14 protein-coding genes and 1 pseudogene are annotated in these 19,341 nt (G+C 57.9%); 2 read left to right on the top strand and 13 right to left on the bottom strand.

Features of this window, described 5'->3' with window-relative positions; all coding sequences use genetic code 11:
- Positions 1-92: 92 nt before the first annotated feature.
- The 13 genes and pseudogenes from ACPQ6D_RS22545 to ACPQ6D_RS22485 all read right to left on the bottom strand — a co-directional run bounded on the left by ACPQ6D_RS22545 (position 93) and on the right by ACPQ6D_RS22485 (position 17,389).
- Complete coding sequence (locus ACPQ6D_RS22545; protein WP_423226607.1) at positions 93-2,159, bottom strand: hypothetical protein; 2,067 nt, start codon at positions 2,157-2,159, stop codon at positions 93-95.
- A gap of 78 nt (positions 2,160-2,237) precedes the next feature.
- The gene (locus tag ACPQ6D_RS22540; protein ID WP_423226606.1) at positions 2,238-4,169 is read right to left on the bottom strand and encodes an SNF2-related protein; all 1,932 of its coding nucleotides are present in this window, start codon (positions 4,167-4,169) and stop codon (positions 2,238-2,240) included.
- Between the two features lie 20 nt (positions 4,170-4,189).
- Positions 4,190-5,695 (bottom strand): AAA family ATPase, encoded by a 1,506-nt coding sequence (locus tag ACPQ6D_RS22535; protein WP_423226605.1) that lies wholly within the window; start codon positions 5,693-5,695, stop codon positions 4,190-4,192.
- Positions 5,696-6,048: 353 nt separating this feature from the next.
- Positions 6,049-6,219 (bottom strand): annotated as a pseudogene (locus ACPQ6D_RS22530) (IS3 family transposase); the annotation flags it as partial.
- Positions 6,220-6,314: 95 nt separating this feature from the next.
- Entirely contained in the window at positions 6,315-6,827 is a 513-nt protein-coding gene (locus ACPQ6D_RS22525) for a GreA/GreB family elongation factor (protein ID WP_423226604.1), read from the bottom strand.
- A 33-nt stretch (positions 6,828-6,860) separates the two neighbouring features.
- A complete protein-coding gene (locus tag ACPQ6D_RS22520; RefSeq protein WP_423226603.1) occupies positions 6,861-7,871 on the bottom strand; it encodes a radical SAM protein in 1,011 nt (336 codons plus the stop codon).
- The gene (locus ACPQ6D_RS22515) at positions 7,849-8,481 is read right to left on the bottom strand and encodes a dTMP kinase (protein WP_423226602.1); all 633 of its coding nucleotides are present in this window, start codon (positions 8,479-8,481) and stop codon (positions 7,849-7,851) included. The genes ACPQ6D_RS22520 and ACPQ6D_RS22515 overlap by 23 nt, the downstream gene beginning before the upstream one ends.
- Before the next feature lie 507 nt (positions 8,482-8,988).
- Entirely contained in the window at positions 8,989-10,266 is a 1,278-nt protein-coding gene (locus ACPQ6D_RS22510; RefSeq protein ID WP_423226601.1) for a serpin family protein, read from the bottom strand.
- Between the two features lie 101 nt (positions 10,267-10,367).
- Positions 10,368-12,386 (bottom strand): chloride channel protein, encoded by a 2,019-nt coding sequence (locus ACPQ6D_RS22505; protein WP_423226600.1) that lies wholly within the window; start codon positions 12,384-12,386, stop codon positions 10,368-10,370.
- Between the two features lie 27 nt (positions 12,387-12,413).
- Positions 12,414-14,720 carry a DUF389 domain-containing protein gene (locus ACPQ6D_RS22500; protein WP_423226599.1) on the bottom strand — a complete coding sequence of 769 codons (2,307 nt, stop codon included), beginning with the start codon at positions 14,718-14,720 and terminating at the stop codon, positions 12,414-12,416.
- 145 nt (positions 14,721-14,865) lie between these two features.
- Positions 14,866-15,240 carry a hypothetical protein gene (locus tag ACPQ6D_RS22495; RefSeq protein ID WP_423226598.1) on the bottom strand — a complete coding sequence of 125 codons (375 nt, stop codon included), beginning with the start codon at positions 15,238-15,240 and terminating at the stop codon, positions 14,866-14,868.
- On the bottom strand, positions 15,233-16,441 hold the full coding sequence (locus tag ACPQ6D_RS22490) for a cation:proton antiporter (RefSeq protein ID WP_423226597.1): 1,209 nt from the start codon (positions 16,439-16,441) through the stop codon (positions 15,233-15,235). Before ACPQ6D_RS22490 ends, ACPQ6D_RS22495 begins: the two co-directional genes overlap by 8 nt.
- A 732-nt stretch (positions 16,442-17,173) precedes the next feature.
- A complete protein-coding gene (locus ACPQ6D_RS22485) occupies positions 17,174-17,389 on the bottom strand; it encodes a hypothetical protein (protein WP_423226596.1) in 216 nt (71 codons plus the stop codon).
- Positions 17,390-17,457: 68 nt separating this feature from the next.
- Between ACPQ6D_RS22485 and ACPQ6D_RS22480 the strand changes: the two genes are divergently transcribed.
- The gene (locus ACPQ6D_RS22480; protein WP_423226595.1) at positions 17,458-18,138 is read left to right on the top strand and encodes a hypothetical protein; all 681 of its coding nucleotides are present in this window, start codon (positions 17,458-17,460) and stop codon (positions 18,136-18,138) included.
- A gap of 39 nt (positions 18,139-18,177) precedes the next feature.
- Positions 18,178-18,693 carry a hypothetical protein gene (locus ACPQ6D_RS22475; RefSeq protein ID WP_423226594.1) on the top strand — a complete coding sequence of 172 codons (516 nt, stop codon included), beginning with the start codon at positions 18,178-18,180 and terminating at the stop codon, positions 18,691-18,693.
- Positions 18,694-19,341 lie beyond the last annotated feature (648 nt).

The following is a 19,341-nucleotide window of genomic DNA, read 5'->3' as shown; positions in this document are numbered from 1 at the left end:
CGCGCCTTGATATCTGGAAAAAAGAGATCCAAGAATTCGGCCAAGAACGCGCGTAATAGCGTTTTGAAGAACTGGTCGTGTTCCATCCTGCTTCATCCCAACAAACGCCGGCCCCACTTGATGAGCGACTCCAGCCGTTTGACATGCGCTGTGTGCACCACTTTGCCATCATGGTTGGCGACCAACGTCATTTGCCCCATCAACCGCGTGCCAACATAAACGATGTAAGCGCGGTTGCTGGCCGCACGCCAGGTATAGGCTGTCGCCAGCGCGGCCACATCCGGGTCATGACCGGCCGGTTCTTGCGCCAGGTTGATCGGCTCCGAGTCCTCCAACTGTTGGCACGTGGCGCAGACGCCGTTGTCCAGGTTGATGCAGTCAGGGCAATAGGCCATGCTGCACACGATGCAGAACTTCTGATGGCCATGGCACACCGTTCCGCCGCAGACCGGACAGGCAAAGCTGTGCGCGACGCACACCGTTTTTCCATCCATGTGGCAGCGGTCGCTGTGCAGCTCACAGTGCAAACGCCCACACAGCGTGCAACGTTCCCGATGATCCTCGCACACCATTGTACCACATTCTGCACAACCTTGCAGACATGATGTACACTGTTTGACGCCGCAGACCGCACAGATGGTCAGCGAGGCGGTCTCCATGCCGCAGTGGGGGCAGGGAATCACACAGCGTTTGCACACCGCGCCGCCGTTGATCGGGTCTGCCAGCAGATGGGGCTGGCAGTAGATTTTGCCGCAGGCGTAGCAGGCGTCGGTGCAGCCGCGGCAGAAAACCTGGCCGCAAAAGTCGCAGTGAGCTGTCTGTGCGCTGGGGCGCCCGCAGTGAGGGCAGATGACCGCGCAAGCTGAACACAGCAGCGCGCCCGGCGCCAGGTAATCGGCCACGAGATGGCTCTTGCACTGGCGCACCCCGCACTGCGCGCAGGCATCCTGACAGGCAAAGCAGGTGGTCTCTTGACACACCGGGCAGCGCGCGGCGTGTTCGCGACAGGCCCATTGGCCACAGGCCGGGCAGGTGACGGCGCAGTCTTGACAAAGCAGCTCCTTGCACACGGTGCACCCCTGCACCCCGCACTCCAGGCAGATGTCTCGGGCGCAGGCGTGGCAATGCGCCAGGCAGGTCGGACAACTGACATGCTCGTGCGCGCAAACCCCCACGACCGCGGTCGGGAGGTCGCAGGCGTGGCAAACAGGCAGGGCGAGCTGGCCTGTGTAGAGATTGCGCGTCAACGGCAGCTTGAGGGTCGCGCCGCCGGCGCGGCTGCGCAGCGTCAGGCTGTGCTCCCAGGTTGGCTGCATCACCTGCGCCAGGCTGAAAAGCGTCACCGCCACACGCAGACGATGGTTCTCAAGTTCTTCGGCGATCTTGCGCTGCAGATCAGCCCGCAGCGCCTCGCGCTGATTGGCGGCGTAGTCAGGGTCATCGCCGCGCTCCTGAATTTCGAGCGCCTGCTGCTCATAATAAGTGACCAGCCGCGAGAGGATGACGTGCAGGCGCGGCAGAATGTCCTGCTCCATCTCGCCGCACTGCTGATCGGCATGAAAAAGAGCCAGCTTCTGGGCTTGCTGCGCCAGTTCGATCAGCAATTCGAGCTTGGGCGCCGCCACGTTGGCCGCGGCCGGGGCAGCTTGCGCCAAGAGGTCGCCCATGTTGGGCGCCGGTTGGCCGTCCTCATCCAGGGACACCGAGAAGACCTCTTCGCGCTTGTCATCCGCGCGATAGCTGATATGAAAATTGAACTGGATCAAGCAGCGCCAGCCGCCCTTGCCCGAGCTGTGCGCCAGATCGCAGCCGGCCAGCGTCAATTCGCCAGGCAAGCGACTGACGGCCAACTCTGGGAAATGCGCCGGCAGCGTCTCGCGCGCCATCGAGCCGTGATTGGCGATGTAGGTCATCATGCGGTCGAACACCCGGCTGCCGTAGGCCACCAGGTCATGATAGGGCGACAACTCGGCCGTCGAAAACACCAGGCTGAGGGCCGGTTTGCCAAAATGGGCCGCCAGATCTGGCGTCAACGCCACCGTGATGGGGCTGCTGCCGTTGGCTTGCACATCCGCGCCAAACAGGTGGAAGAACTCCAGCGCCAGTTGGCGCAGAGGCGACTCGGTTGGGGTTTTGGGTGCTGCTTTTTTACGTGCCATCAGACTGAAAGATCCACCGGGAACTCCGGGATTGATGCCTGGCGCCGGTTGACTGCGCCGCGCGCCGTCACCGGCCAGCTAATTCTCCAACCAGGTGTTGAGCAAATCGCTCGATTCTCGAATCGCCGTGAATTCGCGACGGGCGCGCTCGATGGCGCTGCCGATCGCGCCCATGCGCGCGGCCAGATCATCCTCGCTGCGGCTGCCCTGCCAGGCCTCACGCACCAGGTCCTCGAAGCTCTTGTGGGCATCGAGCGTGCCCAGGATCAGATCCAGCTCGCCGATGACCAGTTCGAACATGCGAATCTTGTAGGCCAGCAGATCGAGGATGTGCGATTCGACTGTTTCGTTGCTGGAGAGGTTGAAGATGCTGACCTCATGCTTTTGGCCCAGGCGGTGCAGGCGGCCGATGCGCTGCTCGACGCGCATGGGGTTCCAGGGCAGGTCATAGTTGATGAGTTGATGGCAAAACTGCAAGTTGCGCCCTTCCGCGCCCGACTCCGTGCTGACCAGCACGCGGGTGTCCTTTTCAAAGGCGCGCACCGCATCTTCTTTCTGAAAGACGTTCATGCCGCCATGGAAAGGAGCCGCGGCGATATTCCACGCGCGCAGCTGGCTGACAATCTGTTCCAGCGTGTGCCGATACTCGGTGAAGATCAGGAACTTGCCCGGGAAGCGCTCCAGAATCTCGCGCACCGCGTTCACCTTGCGGCTTTCGCCAATCGTCTGCGCCAGCGCCAGGAATGCGGTCAGTCGCCGGCGCGTTGCCTCTGGATACTGCGCGTCGCTGACCAGCTTCTCCAGGGTGCCAACCACGGCCTGTGGACTGCTGCACAGCTCGCGCTGCAATGTCAGCAGCACCAGGCGCAGATGTTTGCTCCCCGCCTCCTGCTGAAACTCTTCACGAATGTACTGCGTGACCTGCCGATACAGCTCCAGCTCAGGCTCGGACAAGTTCAAATGATAAACGGCCGCACGGCGGGCAGGGAGGCGCACGGTCACTTTGCTGCGTTGATTGCGGATCATCACATCGTTCAGGAGGCGGCGCAGCGCGGGCGCGTTGCGGGGCTGGCGCCCGTCGCGTTGATCGAAATACTGCCGCCGGAAACCGCGCACCGTGCCCAGGTGCCCCGGCGACAGGATCGTGACCAGGCTGTACAGTTCCGTCAGATCGTTCTGCACCGGCGTGGCGGTCAGCATGAGGACATAGCGCTTGCGAATCTGGTTCACAAAGCGCCAGGCCACGGTGCTGCGATTCTTCAGCTTGTGCGCCTCATCCACAATCAACAGATCGTAATCACGTTCCAACAGGAAAGCGGCGCGGTTGGTCTGTTTGGCCGTGTCCAGGGAAACGATCCAACGCCCCGCGGTGGCCCCGGCCACGCCGCGCCAGTCGGCCGCAGCATCCAGAATGGTGAAAGGCTCACGGAATTTGTTCTCCAGTTCCTCACGCCACTGCTCGGTGAGCGACGCGGGCGTCAATACCAGGATCGTTTGCGCCAGCCCGCGCTCGATCAATTCCTTCATGATGATGCCGGCCTCGATCGTCTTGCCCAGGCCGACCTCATCGGCGAGCAGCGCGCGCCCGCGCATGTCACGCAGGGCGCGGCGGGCCGTGTCCAACTGATGGTCGTAGTGATCCACCGCGATATCTTCCAGGCAGATCAACTCATCGAAGCCGCGTGACAGGCGCAGCGTCTCCGCGCGCACGCGCAGATGAAACAGGTCAAGGCTGGCCGGCTCTTGCTGGCGCAGGAAGCGCGCCAGCTCCTTGTGCCCTTCGATGAGGCGCGGCGGCAGCTGCACGCCGAGCGCTTCGATCGCGCTGACTAACTGCGTCTGGCGGTTGTAACGATGCCCGCAGCGGAAGCACTCCAGCGCGGTCTCCTCATCGAGCCAGCCGCACGCCGGGCAGCGCTTGCCCAAAACCACGTCATCGGCCGTGGAGCGGCGCTTCTTGGGCGCCTGTGTCTCGGCCGGAATCTCCAGCCATTCGAATCGTTCAAGCATAGGCTCTGTTCAATGCTCGCTCAAAACAAGCGGGTTTGCGACGACGCCGGCCGCGCGCGGTGTTTGGCCCACGCACGCAGCGCGTTGACGGTTTCTTCCATCATTTGCGACAGCGGAATCGTCTCGGCCAGCACACTGATCATGTCGTCCGTCGCCAGCGGCCGGCCCTCGTCGAAGGCTTCGTACAGCCCGGCCACGACAGCCTGCTCGATCTCCGCGCCGCTGAGGCCCTCGCTCGACATTGCCAGGGTTGACACATCGAACTGCTGCGGGTCGCGGTTGCGTTTGCGCAGGTGAATGCGGAAGATATCCTCCCGTTCTGAGGCCATCGGCAAGTCCACAAAGAAAATCTCGTCGAAGCGTCCCTTGCGCACCAGTTCCGGCGGCAGTTGATCCACCAGGTTGGCGGTGGCAACGACAAACACGGGCGCCTTTTTCTCTTGCAGCCAGGTGACGAAGCTGCCAAAGACACGCGCCGCGGTCCCCGCATCGCTGACGTTCGAGCTGCCGACGCCGGAAAAGCCCTTTTCGATCTCGTCCACCCACAGCAGGCACGGCGCAATGGATTCCGCCACCCGAATCGCGGTGCGCAGATTCTCTTCGGATGAACCGACCAGGCTGGCAAAGAGGCGTCCCACGTCCAGGCGCAGCAGCGGCAGGCGCCAGGCGTTGGCGACCGCCTTGGCCATCAGCGATTTGCCTGAGCCCTGGACGCCCACGAGCAAGATGCCGCGCGGCTCCGGCAGGCCAAACGCGCGCGCCTCCGCGGAAAAGGCGCGCACCCGCTTGCGCAGCCATTCCTTGAGCACATCCAGGCCCCCCACATCGGTCAGCGTCTCCGAGGTGTCGTAGAATTCCAGCAAACCCGACTTGCGGATGATCTGCTTCTTTTCGGCGATCACTGCCTCCACCGCGCGACCATCCAGGCGGCCGCCGGCCATGATGATCGCCTTGGCCAGCGCCTTCTCGGCTTCGGACAGGGTCAGCCCCAGGGCCGCTTTGGCCAGGCGTTCGCGCTCGCGGCGATCGAGCTGAATACGGGCCTTGCCGTCAGCCTCCAGCGTCTGCACCGCGCGCTCATACAGGTCATTCAATTCGGCTTCATTGGGCAGACTGAAGTCAATGACGGTGATTTCTTTTTCCAACTCTGGTGGGATGCGCAGCACGGGCGAGAGCAGAATCACGGTGCGATGGCCCTTTTGCAGAGCCTGGGCCAGGTCGCGCAGCTTGCGCACAATCTCGTGATTCTCGAAAAACGGGTGAAAGTCGCGCAGAATGACCAGCGTCGGGGTGCTGTCCTCCATGATGCTGTTGAGCGCGACCAGCGGATCGCGCTTGGTCTGATCCTTACGGCCGTTGGCCTGGTTGACGAAGCCTTCCGTACACGACCAGGCAATCACCTGCTTGCGCGTCTTGGATTCATCGGCCAGCTTCTGAATTTCGGCCAACGCGCGTTCCTCTTCCGCGGTCACCACGTACAACAGCGGATAGCGGGCACGAATGTAAATATCGAGTTCCTGGCGCATCGAGCGTTTGTCCTTGCCCACGTCTGGTGATTAGCGCCCCGAAGTATACCACAGAAACTGTGCCTTTGCGCAGTCGGTAAAGCCCCTGGTGAAAGAAGTAGCCGCCGCGGCGGTTGGAGAACGAGGGCGAGAGCTGACCGTGGCGCATCTTGACTATGATCCGATGAATTGCTCGGAGGATAATCTGCGTGCGTTGTGCCAGCGGTGTCATTTGAGGTATGACGCGCGGCATGACGCGGCCAATGCGGCGAGGACGCGAAGGCGGAAGCGGCTTGCGAGTGGGCCAATGGAATTGCTGTAGAAAAGCCCTGGGGGTAGGTTCTCTCAGGGTTTCTTGATTGGCGTTTGGGCTAACGCCACTTGTCCAGGTGCGACCGATACAACTCTTCGCTCCGCAGCAGCACACCGATTTCGCCAGGCTTCGTGCAACTGACGGCTTCGGCTAAAATGCGCAACTTGAATTCCGCGGTGAACCGCCGCCATTCGGCTTTCGGAAGCACTTCCCGGTTCGCCGTGCTGAAGATGGTGGCCTCTGATGGGCCGTCATTGCTCGGTTGAACGGTCTTGGCGTCTTACATGTACAACTCTCATTCTCTGAATTGTACAATGAATTTGGCCTTTAATCTGTCTCAGCCGTCATTGGCACAGTGAGCGCATTTTCATCTTCCTTGATTACTGTTGCCAAACTAATAATCTGAACCATTGTCTTGATGCCGCGAACAGCCACGAAAATTGTTTCACCTGCCTTAATACCTAGAATTGCTTTTCCGATAGGCGACTTTGTAGATAGAGTGGATATGCCTTTCAATTTATACCCACCACTTTCGTCAAGCAGAATATAAGTCACTGGATCGTCGTCATCAATCCGGAGTTCCACTTGTGAGCCAAGAATAACGGTGTCTTGAGTCGGCTCAGTTGGCGTATCCTTCAATTTTTGAAGTTTAGCCAGCAGTTTATCTATTTGCTCAATCTGGTTCTCGTAGATATCGCATTGTAAAGCCCATTCTTCCTTCTGCGTATCATATCGAGATTGCATTTTCCCTTCCATCTGGTTGCGGGTTTCTTCGGCGACAATGAGAGATGCTTTGAGTTTCTTCCTTCTTTCGAGCAATTCGTTAATATCAGCATCCATGCCTTTACCTCCATTGAAAATGTCGGTGAATGATTATCCCGTCTGTGTTACGAGCCGCTGAATTTCAGCGTATTGCTTACTTCCGAGAAATTCATCGGGTGCTAAATAAGAGTCCGTTTCCGTGCGATGTAGGCAAAGGCGTATAAATAAACGCCATTTCTCATTGGCAAGCCTTTTTTCAAGTCTAATCCCGTAAAATTTCTCCGTGCATTGGTTCTTTTGCTTTATCGGGCAACCCAAGCACATAGTTTGGCTCAAATACACTTCATGAATGAACTTAAATCCAAGAGTATAACCATTAGGGAGACGAAAAAATATCGTCGAATTTGAACTCCCATTAGTATAGCGACGACTAATCTCAATCGCTCCGATTTGGTTGCAGAGCGCAATTATTGCCCGAATAGATTGTTGAGCGTTCCCAAGTTCAGGCAATAATCGTAGCGGGATTTGGTTCACCCGTGCCCACTCAATGACCGCTAGAACTCTAGGGTAATCTTTAGAACTCGAGCAGACAGTATTTAATTTTACTTCTGCTCCTAACTCCTTTGCTAAACTGATGGCTTCAAGTTGTTGATTGAGTTGCTTTTCAGACCATGCTAAAGAATGATTTGTTTGCGTCGAACGCAAAACTTCCGCGTCTAATGCGTGAAAACTAAAATTAAGCCTGTCCAAACCACTTTCAATTAGAACCTTCAGTCGTTCTTTCGGACAGCCTATACTTGTCGCCGTCACATGAAACCCGGCTTGTTTCATGCTGTAAATTAGCATAGGCAAAGCAGGATGAGCAGTTGGCTCACCGCCAGTTAGGTGTATTTCATTGATGCTTAAATCCTTCTTAAGCGTAGTAAGAACTTTGGCTAATTCTTCATTCCACTCTACATCTCCCACTTCTTGAGGATTACGCTCTCCTGAACCTTCATTGTGGCAAAACCAGCAATTCCAAGCGCATCTATCAGTTACTTTTAAACGCAATGTCCTTAAAGGAATTGAAACCGAATTGGCTGTTTTCTGAAAGAGCGTGTTATAAAAATCTTTGGGTTCCATTGCTTTTTACCTGCTTTACCAACTCGTCAACTATGATTTCCACAGAGCGATGGCTGACATCTACCTGAATTAGATTAAGTTCTATGAATTGTTCTTGAACCTGAAATAGATAATCTCGATCACTTTCTAAAAGGAAATCTGACCGCACACCTGTGCGCTCTGAAATCCTTCTTTCATGTTCTTTTCTGTCATGTATAACTAGCAAAAATTCAAGGTCTGGTTTCAGGATAGAAAGCCAACTCAAATCTGCCTTTTTGAGATTTGGGTCAATTGCCCAATGATGGGCTAAAGTGGAGGATAGGTAGCGATCTGCGACTACATGCCCGCTGAGAAGTAAATCTTGAATTTCCTGAGTGGCTTTCACCAGCCCAAGAAGGTAGAACAGAAATCGTGCGTGCGGCAAAGTGAAAGCGAGTTCATCAATGAAGGTTCTCAAGGATTGCGTGTTGTATTCATCTCCAACAAGGTGGCAATGCTCAAGCAACGCTGGCGGTAGTTTGTAATAATGCGCTGGCAAACGGTCACTGAGCCGCTTGGCGGTAGTTGTTTTGCCAACTCCGTCAATGCCTTCTATGACGATGAATTGATACTGGCTTGTATTGGTGAGCATATTCTCCCCATTGCATGGGTGTGACGTGGAACATAGGCATGCACGCTCCGAATTGGAGCGAAATATGCGCTATGCGGCGGGATTCGGGGGGGCACGCTGATATGCACTCATCTGTCTGTATTATTGAGGGCGTCTGCAGATTTGTCAAATCGCCTGCGGCGGCCCATAGAGCCGTCGTAGGAAGGCCGGATGTATCTTGCATCCGGCTTCTTGTCTGTCACGCTTCTTGGTGTTTTGCCCGCTGGCGTAGGCGGTCGAGTTTTTGTACCTGCGCGCCCAGCCGCGTGTACTGTTGCAGGGCAGTCCATTGCTCGACAGTCAGGGCTTCCTTTGCGTTGACGCCCGGCGTCAGGGGCGTTGGGCTGGCAGCTTCTACAAGCGATCAGAGATGAAGGTATATCGTGCCTCGGAACCGCCGTTCACCGGAAACCCCGTCCCCGGCACGCCCCACGAAAGCGCCGTTCGATGCGCTTTCATGCGGCCCGCGCCGGGGACGTTGCTGAAATTTTAAGCCGGGTCCACCACGCGGCCCAGGAAGAGGATCGCGCCGGTCTGTCGGTCGTGGATCACCACCAGGAAGGGGCGGTCAACGGTGAGGTGGATCGGCTCCTCCTCTACTTGAATCGAGGTCAGCCTCATCTCCACGGCCGAGGCGGCGGCCGCCACGGTGCCCTTCTCATCCACCTCCACCACGGCCTTGTGCAGCACCGCGCCGATGGAGAGATCGCGCGCGCCGTCCATGCCGGAAAAATCAGCCTTGCCAGGCGTGACGGCGTCGGGCATGCCCAGCTCGCCCAGCACATCCGCGACAGAGAAGGTCGAGCCAAAGCGGAATTTGGGCAGGCCCAGCGCGACCTTGCGTGAGGTCATGGAACCCATGCTGCTGCGCAGCCAGTCCGCGCTCAGACCCGCTTCGACAGTCTCCAGGCGCCCGCGGTCCGGCACGATGACCGTCATGGCAATCAACGTATCCGTGTACTGCAGGGTAACAGCCTGGTAGCCGTCGCCGGCGCCGTAGGCGAGATCGGCAGGTTTTTGCATGAACATCATGGGGACGCGGCGTTCGCTGCCGTCCAGGCGGATGAACGGCTCGTCTCGCGTGAGCGCCTTGTCGAACGGCAGAAGCCAATCCGCCTTGAAGTAGATGGCATTCGCCAGCACCAATCGGGTGTCCGCGCTGATCATACCGGGCGGAACCAGGTCCGTGATCTTGCCGGCGGTTTGGAAACTCGCCCAATCGTTGACGGCCACGCGCGCGGCTTCCGGCGCCTGCTTGAAGTCGGTCGGCTTGACGCCGGCGCCGTAGTGCTGCTTCATCAGGGCCACAAAGTCTGCTTGCAGCGGCAGGTCGAGTTGGGCCCACAGGGCATTGGCCGTGTTGAGCCGCGCGCTGCTTTGCTGCGCGGGGTAGAGCGCCCAGTTCAGGGTGGCCGCGGCTGCATGCTGCCTGGCATCCGGCAGCGTGATGTGCAGCACCTGCGCCATTTGGGCCTGGGTGTTGCCGCGTGCGCCGGCATAGGTCATCGTCAGCGCCGTGGCCAGGCTGTAGGGGGAAAAGAAAAGATTGCCCGGGGTGTCACGCAGCCGCTGATACAGGTCGGTCGCGAACCTATTTTGCCCGGCCGCGAGCTGGGCCAAGTCTTCCGCCGGGGCGGGGGTGGCAGGCGCCGGGGGTGGTTCGGGTTGCGCCCTCACTGACGCCGGTTCACAGCCGGTCACGAGTTGGGCGAGCAGGATGAACAGACAGGTTGTAAGCCAGAAGCGCCTGGCTAGACGGTAGTTCATAGCAGCACCTCCTTTCGAGTGCGCCATCGAGACGTAAGCCAGTGCGGGATGGTTCCCGCGCCCCTATCACGCGCCACAGCTTAGCTCGCACGCAGGGCAAATTACCCCTGGCAGAGGCGTTGCAGCGCCTCGCGCGTCTGCTCCTCTGCCACGACGACCAGGATGTCACCCGCCTGCAGGAGCGTATCGCCATGCGGGATGAGCACGCGCCGACCGCGTCGCAGGCTGGCGACTACGCAATCCCGTGGCCAGGGCACGTCTTGGATGCGCTGGCCATCGCACGCCGCCCCTGCTTCCACTGCTATCTCCTCAACGGAAACCGCCTCGCCCGAAACGGCGTTAAGCTTGGCCTGATGCGCGCGATGGCGCAGCGACGAGCGGCGCGTGAGGGCCAGATCATACGCGCGGACCAGATCAATACGGCGCAATACGCCCAGCAGCAGACGTGGATTGCGTGGGTCCACAACCGGCAGGCGGCCGACATCGCGGATGCTCATGCGCCGCAGCGCAGAACCAATGCTTTCCTCGGGATGCGCCACCAGCATCTCGCGCGTGCACACATCGCCCACCGTGCAGATCGAGTCATCATTTTCGTTTCGTGCCTGTTCCAGGTCCTGTACCGTGAGGATACCAACCAGATCACCCGCGTCATTCACGACAGGCAGTCCATGGTGGCGCGTCCGTGCAAAAAGGTCGGCTGCCGTGGCGAGTGGGTACGTTTCGCGCAGCGTGACAATGTTCGTCTCCATGACCTCGCCGACCGTGATGCCTTCCAGCACCTCCACGTCGCGACCCCGTTGTAGGCGCAGCCCCTTGCGCGCAAGTCCCAGAGTATAGACAGAGTCGCGACGCAATCGTTGCGCCACGAACAGACCAACCACCACGGCAAACATCACCGGCAGAATGATGCGGTAGTCTTGAGTCATCTCGAACAGTAGAATAATGGCGGTCAGGGGGGCGTGTACGGCGGCAGCCAGTACGGCAGCCATGCCCACCATGGCATAAGCTGGGGGCGCAATGAGCAGCGCCGGGAAGAGCCGCTGCGCGACCAAGCCGTAGGCGGTTCCTAGCGTGGCGCCCAGAAAAAGGGACGGAGCAAACACGCCGCCCGGAAAGCCACCACCGATGCTGACAGCGGTCATTACCAGCTTGGCTATTAGCAGCGTCACGAGCAAAAGCACCGTCATTTGCTGGCCGTTGAAGATGGCGTCAATGGTCTCGTAACCTGTGCCGAGCACTTGCGGCAACCAGATTCCTATGATACCCACCGTTAGTCCTGCGGCCGCCGGCTTCAGCCAAACCGGCGCACGCCAACGATGAAAGAAGTCCTTGGCGGTGAAGAGCGCGCCGACATAGAGCGCCGCTACCGGGCCGGTCAGTATCCCCAGGCCCAAATAGAGCGGCAATTCGGCGCTTGAATGGAAAGCATACTGGGGCACGCGAAAAGCTGGTTGTGGGCCGGAGATGGACTGCGTGAAGACCGCAGAGGTCACCGCGGCCAGGACGATCACACCCAGTCCACCGCCAACGATCTCCCCCAGCACGATTTCGAGCGCGAAAAAGACACCGGCGATGGGCGCATTGAAGGCCGCGGCAATCCCAGCCGCAACGCCTGCGGCCACCAGGGTGCGAATCCAGTCATCAGAGAAGTGCAGTTTCTGCCCAGCAAAGGATCCCAGGTTGGCGCCGATCTGAACCGAGGGGTCCTCCGGTCCGACTGACGCACCGGCGCCGATGGAGAGCGCAGCGGCCACGGTTTTGACCAGTCCCAGGCGATACTCCAGGCGCCCACCGACTAGAGCGACAGCCTCCATAATGCCAGAGACGCCGTGGTAGCGATCCTCACCGACGAAGTAGTGCCAGAGCAATCCCACCAGCAACCCCCCCAGGGCTGGTAGCAGCGCCATGGTCCACAGCCCGAGGGGGTTGAGCGCCCCACCCAACCAGCCGTAAGCCGCCGTGTGTGTCCAGGCGATCATTTGCTTGAAAAACCACACGCCCGCGCCCGTGATGAGGCCTAAAATAACGCCGATCGCGCTCAGGATGGCCAAGCCAGATGGCTGCTGGCGCTCTAGCCACCGTCGCAGATTGCTGAGAATGACAGACAAGGAACGATGCATAAACCAGTACCTCAATTTCGTACGGGGTTAACGCGTAGCGCTAACGAGCTTCAGATAATCCAGCGCAATCCAACCGGTAAGTCCCCGGGGGATCAAGACGCGTGCCCACAGCCGCCCGTTGGCTTCAATCTGCTCTCCCAACAGAAAAACTGCCGTGCCCTCCGTCACCGCGCCGGCAATTGACCCGCCAGGCGTTGTTCGCAACCAGGCGCCGCGGCCGCTTGTGTTGACCACCACGGCTGGCGCCGGCGTCGGAAGCGTCGTCGGTGTGGCGGTCGGCGTCACAGTCGAGAGCGCGGTCGCGGTAGCCGTGGCGCTGGGTGAAGCGGATGCCGTCGCTGTCGGCGTAAGCGTGGGGGACGGCGGGGGTGATGGCGTTGGCGTGAAGGTGGTCGTAGCCGTCGGCCCGGGGGTTGGCGTTCGAGTCGGCGTTGGCGTTGACGTGAATGTCGGCGGCACCAATGGATCGAGTCGGGTCGCGGGAATCACGTTGAGCAAGAGCGCGACCGGCTGTTGCAGGCGAGTGGCAATGTCTCGTTGAAATGTCAACGCTGTTTCATGTGGGAATTGGTGGACCGACCGCAAGGTGACAGCCAGGTGTAGGACGCCATCATCGGTCTGGCTACGCCGCACTTCGACGAGTTCAGTATCAGGCAGAATTTCGAGTTCGGCCTGAATCGCTGCGTCAATGGCTCGATCGAGGCGCACGACACGTAGGGTCTGAGTCGTGAGGATGCCGAGGATCACGGTGACGGCCGCCAGGAGCATGAGCGCGCCTAAGAGTCCTCGGCGCAACAGAGCGCGCTGTGTTTTGTGCCTGGCAGGCGGTGCGAACCCAAATAAGAGGAAAAATAGCCCGCTGGCCGCAGCAATCGCGATCAAGTTCGTCACGAACAGGAGCAGCGCGCCGCCAGCGATGTCTTGACGACCGAGTGCCAGGCCGATGCCAACTGTGGTCAGTGGCGGCACCAGTGCGGCGGCAATCGCAATGCCCGCGAGGGCAGCAGAGACCGATTTGCGGCACAACGCGTAGGCGCCGGCCGCGCCCGAGGCCAGGGCGACGCCCAAATCCAGCACATTCGGCTGCGTACGCGCCATGATTTCAGGCGTCGTGGCCGCATCCGGCACAAGCACACCCAACAAGGCGCCAATCAAGATGGCCAGCAGTATGCCACGGGCTGAAGCCCAGACTGCCATCCTCAGAAGACCGGTGTCACCTTCTACAATTCCCAACCCTAGCCCAACGATGGCGGTCATCAGCGGCGCGACCAGCATAGCGCCGATGATGACCGCCGGGCTGTTCAAGAGCAAACCCAAACCTGCCAGGATGGCAGCCAGCGCGACCATGACAAAGAAGTCGGCGCGAGACCTCGCACCCTCCCGGATGACGGTGCGCACCTCGTCTCGCTCACTGGGGGTCAGCGCGGGCATGGCGGCGATGATACCATGCCAGGCGCGCCGGAGGACCCGCGTCACAAACCCGGTGCGTCGTCGAACCACGATTACTGTCGCGCGACTCTCCTCAGCAACTCGTTGTGGTAGATCCCCAAACAGCAGCCGGTCAATCAAGGCTTCGCGTGAGGTGCCCATCAAGACCGCATCGTATCCGGTCGCAAACTCTTCCAGGATTGCCTGTGCGGTGTCATTCGCCACCACGGTTTTGCGAACCAGACCTGAGTCATGCAGGCGGTCACCGATCATTTGCTCAAGATGACGAGCCGAGGAAATGAATGTGCTGCGGGGATGGTAATCCTGTGGCACGACATGCAGGGCAGTTACCTTCACATGCTGCGTAGAGCCTTGGGTAGAAGTGCCAGCCAACTCTGAAGCCAGCCGAAAGGCAAAAGCGGAATGAGGTCCGCCGCCAACCGGCACGAGGATTCGCTGCAATTGCTGCGGGGCGTATCCGCCGACAATGACAACATCGCAGATAGGATCTTCCAACACAGCGGCGAGGGCCGCGTTGAGATAGTTGCCGTCGGGTTGGGCTTCGCCGCGCCATCCGAGCACAATCAGCTGGCTGCCCAGCTCGCGGATCGTCTGACGAATGGCCACACCGACGTCGTCGGCAACGCGCACCATCGAACGCGCGCTCACGCCGGCTGCGTGGAGGACAACCAGCGCCGTCTGCAAAGCCGGCTGCATATCCGCGCCTGTCTCACCCTCGAGTCGCGCAAGCGAGGGATCGGTCGGCAAGACAATGGTCAGAACGATCACCGGGGCAGATCGAGCCAAGGCGATGCGGGCTGCCGTGGCTGCCAGGCTGGCCGCACGGCTGGGGTTGGACACCGGAAGAAGGATGCTTCCAGTCTGTGTGTGATGAACGGACGCCATCCAGCTATTGTCCTAAACGCCAGCCTCGATAGAGGCGGCCGGTATCTTCGACCGTAACAAACGCCTTTCCATCCATGAAGTCCGCTGTTTGGAGTATTGACAACCTCTCAGCACAAAAAACGTGCAGATTTCGTCTGTGCCCGGTCTACTTGCGCTCTCGCGTCCAATGCGGCCGCAGCCCAAGCACACGCGTCACGGGCATGACAAAGAGCAGGCCGGAGTTCGGCGCGTTGAAATTGCCGCCGACCGCCTTTTCAGTGACCCGGATTAGCCCCTCCAGGTCAAAGGCGTCATCCACGACCACGAAGATCGTGCGATGGTGATACTCTTCTTCCTCGAGGAGGTGGCGCAATGAAGGGAATAAGGGGACGTCATCGCGCTGCGCGCGCAACTGCCGCAGTTTGTGGAGTCCAATACTCTCCAGGATCGTGATGCCGGTGACCCCAAAGGCTTCCCAGGCGCTCAGCACCACCTGGCTCTTTTCCAGGCTCGGCAAGACCGCTACGACCATACTAGGCATAACTTACCTCTTTTTCAGTAAATGCCCGCCGCAGGAGGAGCGGCGTAATCAAGGTGGTAATCAAGACAATGAATGTGATGCTGGAAAACAGCTCGGGTTGAATCAACCCGGCATCCACACCGACGGCCGCCACAATCAGGCCCACCTCGCCGCGGCTGATCATCCCCAGGCCGACGCGCAGCGACTCTCGGTTCGTGAAGCCGCCCAACCGCGCGCCCAGCCCACACCCCACGACCTTGGAGATGACGGCCGCCACGACCAGGACCGCAATCAACACGAGATTCGGCCCCGTCAGCAAGTGGGCGTCCGTCTTCAGGCCAATACTGGCAAAAAAGATCGGCACCAAGAACGCATAGGTGATGGTGTGCATGCTGCGCGTGATCTTGGCGTGCAGATGGCTGCGGCCGAAGCCAACACCGGCAATGAACGCGCCCGTGATCGCAGCCAGACCGCCGCCCACTTCGGCCGTCCAGGCAAAGGCCAGGGCCACGACCAAGACCAGCGCCGCCAACCCCTCGCTGATGGATTGGCGGTCCACCCAGTCGGCCAGCCGCGGCAGAAGCAGGAAGCTGACGGCTCCCGCCGCGCCCAGGTAAATGACCATGCGCAGCAGGATGAGCGGCACCGCGGCCAGCCCTGCGCTGCTGGTGGCCACGGCGACAAAGATGGATAACAACAGGATGACCAGCACGTCATCCACGACAGCCGCGCCGAGGAGCGCAATGCCCTCACGGCTGCGCAGCATCCCCAACTCGAGCAGGGTTTGCGCGCTGATGCTCACACTGGTGGCCGTGAGAATCATGCCGACGAAGAGCGCGGCATTGCCCTGGTAGCCGAAAGGCAGTACGACCAGTGCGCCCAGGGCCAGCGGCGCGATCACGCCGCTGACGCCTGCCAGCGTCGCCACGCGTCCCGCGCGCCGCATCTCGCGCACGTCCACCTCCAAACCGGCCAGGAACATCAGGCAGACCACCCCCAACTCAGCCAACTCGTAGACGGCTTCGGTCAGCAGGTGCGGCTCAACCGGATTGGCCAGAAACGGCAAGTGGAGAAGATCAAGCACGCTGGGGCCGAGGAAGACGCCAACCAGCAGTTCGCCCAGGACGGCTGGCTGATGCAGGCGGTTGGCCAACCAGCCGCCGGTTTTTGCCGCTGTGATGATCACCATCAGACAAAAGACAAGCTGCAGAAATGGGGTCATGTGACAGCCCTTTCATGGTTAGACGACATGGCGCGACTGGATTTACGGCTGACTCAAGCGTATCAACAACGCATCGGGCGCCATTCAAACTGGGCAGGGCCGGGCGATTGAGGCTTCGTCGTGAGCGGCTCGACCGAGCTCGCCGAGGTCTCAGCCGAACGATCGCGGCAACCACTGCGAAACTTACCTGCGTGCGCTGCGCCCCGAAATTGAAATACACCCCGCCTCTGACGGTTGCCCTTCATTCTCCTACCGCCAGTTTTTCCCATAGCTTCCCTAGATTATACCACTCCTTTTCCCCTAAACTGAAATGCACCCGCGCCTCTGGAGAGCTTCTTACGTTGGGTCTACTTTTGACTCTGGCCAGTGGTTATGGTGATTAAATACCTGACTACCTATGTGGAATTGCTATCCCGGCGGGTCATGCCCTTGCCGCGGCCCGCTGGGTGGGCTATAATCGGACTGTGACTTGCGACAACCTGGGAGGGCGCCCCGATAGGTGCACAATGACCACGCTCGAGCTCATACAGCCAACGCTCAACACCGGTCAGGCTCCCTGTCACCCTGGCGCTTGGAGGACAACGATGAAAATGCAGCGTCATTTGCTATACATAGCCTGGCTCGCTGTCTGCATGCTGCTCGTCCTGAGCGCGTGCGGCGGGCCGACGCCCAGCGCCGGCCGCGCAGCTGAAACCGTCACCCCGGCGGTCAGGTCGGATACCCCGGCTTCGCCTACGACCGTCGTTCCATCCACGGAACCTCCAGAATCAACAGGCTCACCAACCGCCGGCGTTTCTCCAAATCCGGCGGCAACAGCGACAGAAGCAATCCCAACACCTCCTCCAACTCCAACAGGAACTCTACCTCCTCCATCAGAAACACCACCTCCTCCTGCAACTCCAACTCCTCCAGCAAAAACTGCAGAACCAACAGATGCTGCAACTCCAACAGAAGCCCCTACTGCAACTTCTACTCCAGAAGCACTCGCAGCGCCGGTGATTGAGGGGTTGAAGCTTGTGGATGGAAAGTATGTTGCGGAAAAGGGTAATCCCTATGGTGTAAAAGTGGGAGAAGAAGTTGGAAATGTTAGATCAGTGTTGGTGTTAACTAAAGTGAGCGGACCAGTAGATCCTGAAACAAAAGCGCCTCCACCTCCTGAGTTTGTTCGTAAACCTGTTGTTTGTTTAACCAACCAAATAATTCTGAAAATATTATCAGAGAGACAAGCAAATTCTAATATTGAGAACTGGCAAATTCCATTACCTATTAAACCGGGAATAAATACTGTAATTCAAGAATTAATAACTCCTGAGGGAGTTAGCTATTTAACCTTAAATTATCTTCCGCCAGATAGTATTTTAGTTAACCCGTATCCAACTCCAATAAAAGTTAGTAGATTAAGATCGGCTTCAGGCAGGACAAATATAAAATTTTACGATGAGCGAGCTGGTAATAATTGGGGGCCTTTAGTCATTTTTGAAAAAGCAGCACGAGTATATGCTAATGATACTCCAAAAGTTATGCAGCCTGGATCCATCTTGGCTGAACAAATTAATGGAAAAGTGGTTTTGCCCAACGGACAACAAGTTCAAGCTATACTAACTACAAGTGCTTTAAATTCCTCCCCTCGACCAGGCCCTTCATTTGCTCTTAATAACCTTTCTATGATCGGGAACGCCTTTATTTGTCGAAATTAAGTTTGACTTCTCTGAACTTTCTTCTTTATAATGAAGAGTATGAAGCATTTTTTGTTTCTCGGTATTTTCTTACTTATTTTTACTATCTTGCTATTCTTTGTCTATATAACTTCTCGTCGAACGGCTAAACAAAATCCATCACAACCAACTCCTTTACCTCTTTTACTATGTCCGGTGCCAAAAGAATATTGCACTAAAGGAAAGGTGATCAAAGTGAAAGGTCAATTTACCGGTATTGGGTATTCTGTGCCAGTTGGTACACCTTTATATGCTATATTTAGCGGAGGATTGCGGCCAGGATGGGTTGCATCTTCCAAAGGACGCAAACCGCTTATTATTTTGGAAAACAAAGAAAAGCAAACAGAAGCGGTTTATCAGATAACCGGACAGGACTTTACTCGATATGACGCTGTAAAACAAGGAGGTAAAATCGGAGGAGTGCGAGAGGGACGCATTGATCAGTCCGGACTAAACCTGATTATTTCTATTCGGCATTTAGACAACAAAATAAATCCAATAATACCGATTAATGTATCTGATTTTATTCCGTTATGAGACAATTTTTTACAATAGTAATTGCAGTTTTTCTTGTTTTAAGTTTTGTAAACATACTTCATCGATATTCGACCTTTTTTACTGTTCAGGCGCGGAGTTGTGCAGACGACTGTCATTGTGAAGCTTCAGGGGATCCGGATAATCCGGACCCTGATTGTGCTCCAGGCGCTTTGTGTCGTCCTGACGGCTGCACTGTGCCGGCGCCTCCAAACGTATGTTGTGTTTCAGGTAGCTCTGCATCTGTATGTGTTGGTGAGCCGGTATGGACATATTTTCATAATGCTGAATGTATTGTTGATTCTTCAGATCCCGTTTTTTTTGAAACCTATTGTTCATACCACTGGCAACGCGATCAATGTCCTGCGACAGACAGCTGTATGGGTCAGACTGGTCTCCGGCCGGGAAAATGTACCTCTGATGGGTGTGCTATAGGAACTTCTATTTACAAAACCTGCTGTAATGCATATGGTCAGGCTGTGACTTGTATTGGAGGAGCATATAACGGTATTTGCACACCCAACCAAACTGTATGGGGGACAGGCCAGAGCAGTGACTGCGCCGGAAGCGGAAGCTCTTCATCTGCCCCTCCCGGAAGTCCTACCATAACACCTATTCCGCAAGGATGTGAAGGTTCAAACTGGGGAGGAC

Source organism: Candidatus Amarolinea aalborgensis, from assembly GCF_900491745.1.
GTDB classification, from domain to species: Bacteria; Chloroflexota; Anaerolineae; order SSC4; family Amarolineaceae; genus Amarolinea; species Amarolinea aalborgensis.
Note: the sequence above shows the minus strand (reverse complement) of the source record. Positions and strands in the feature narration are given on the sequence as shown.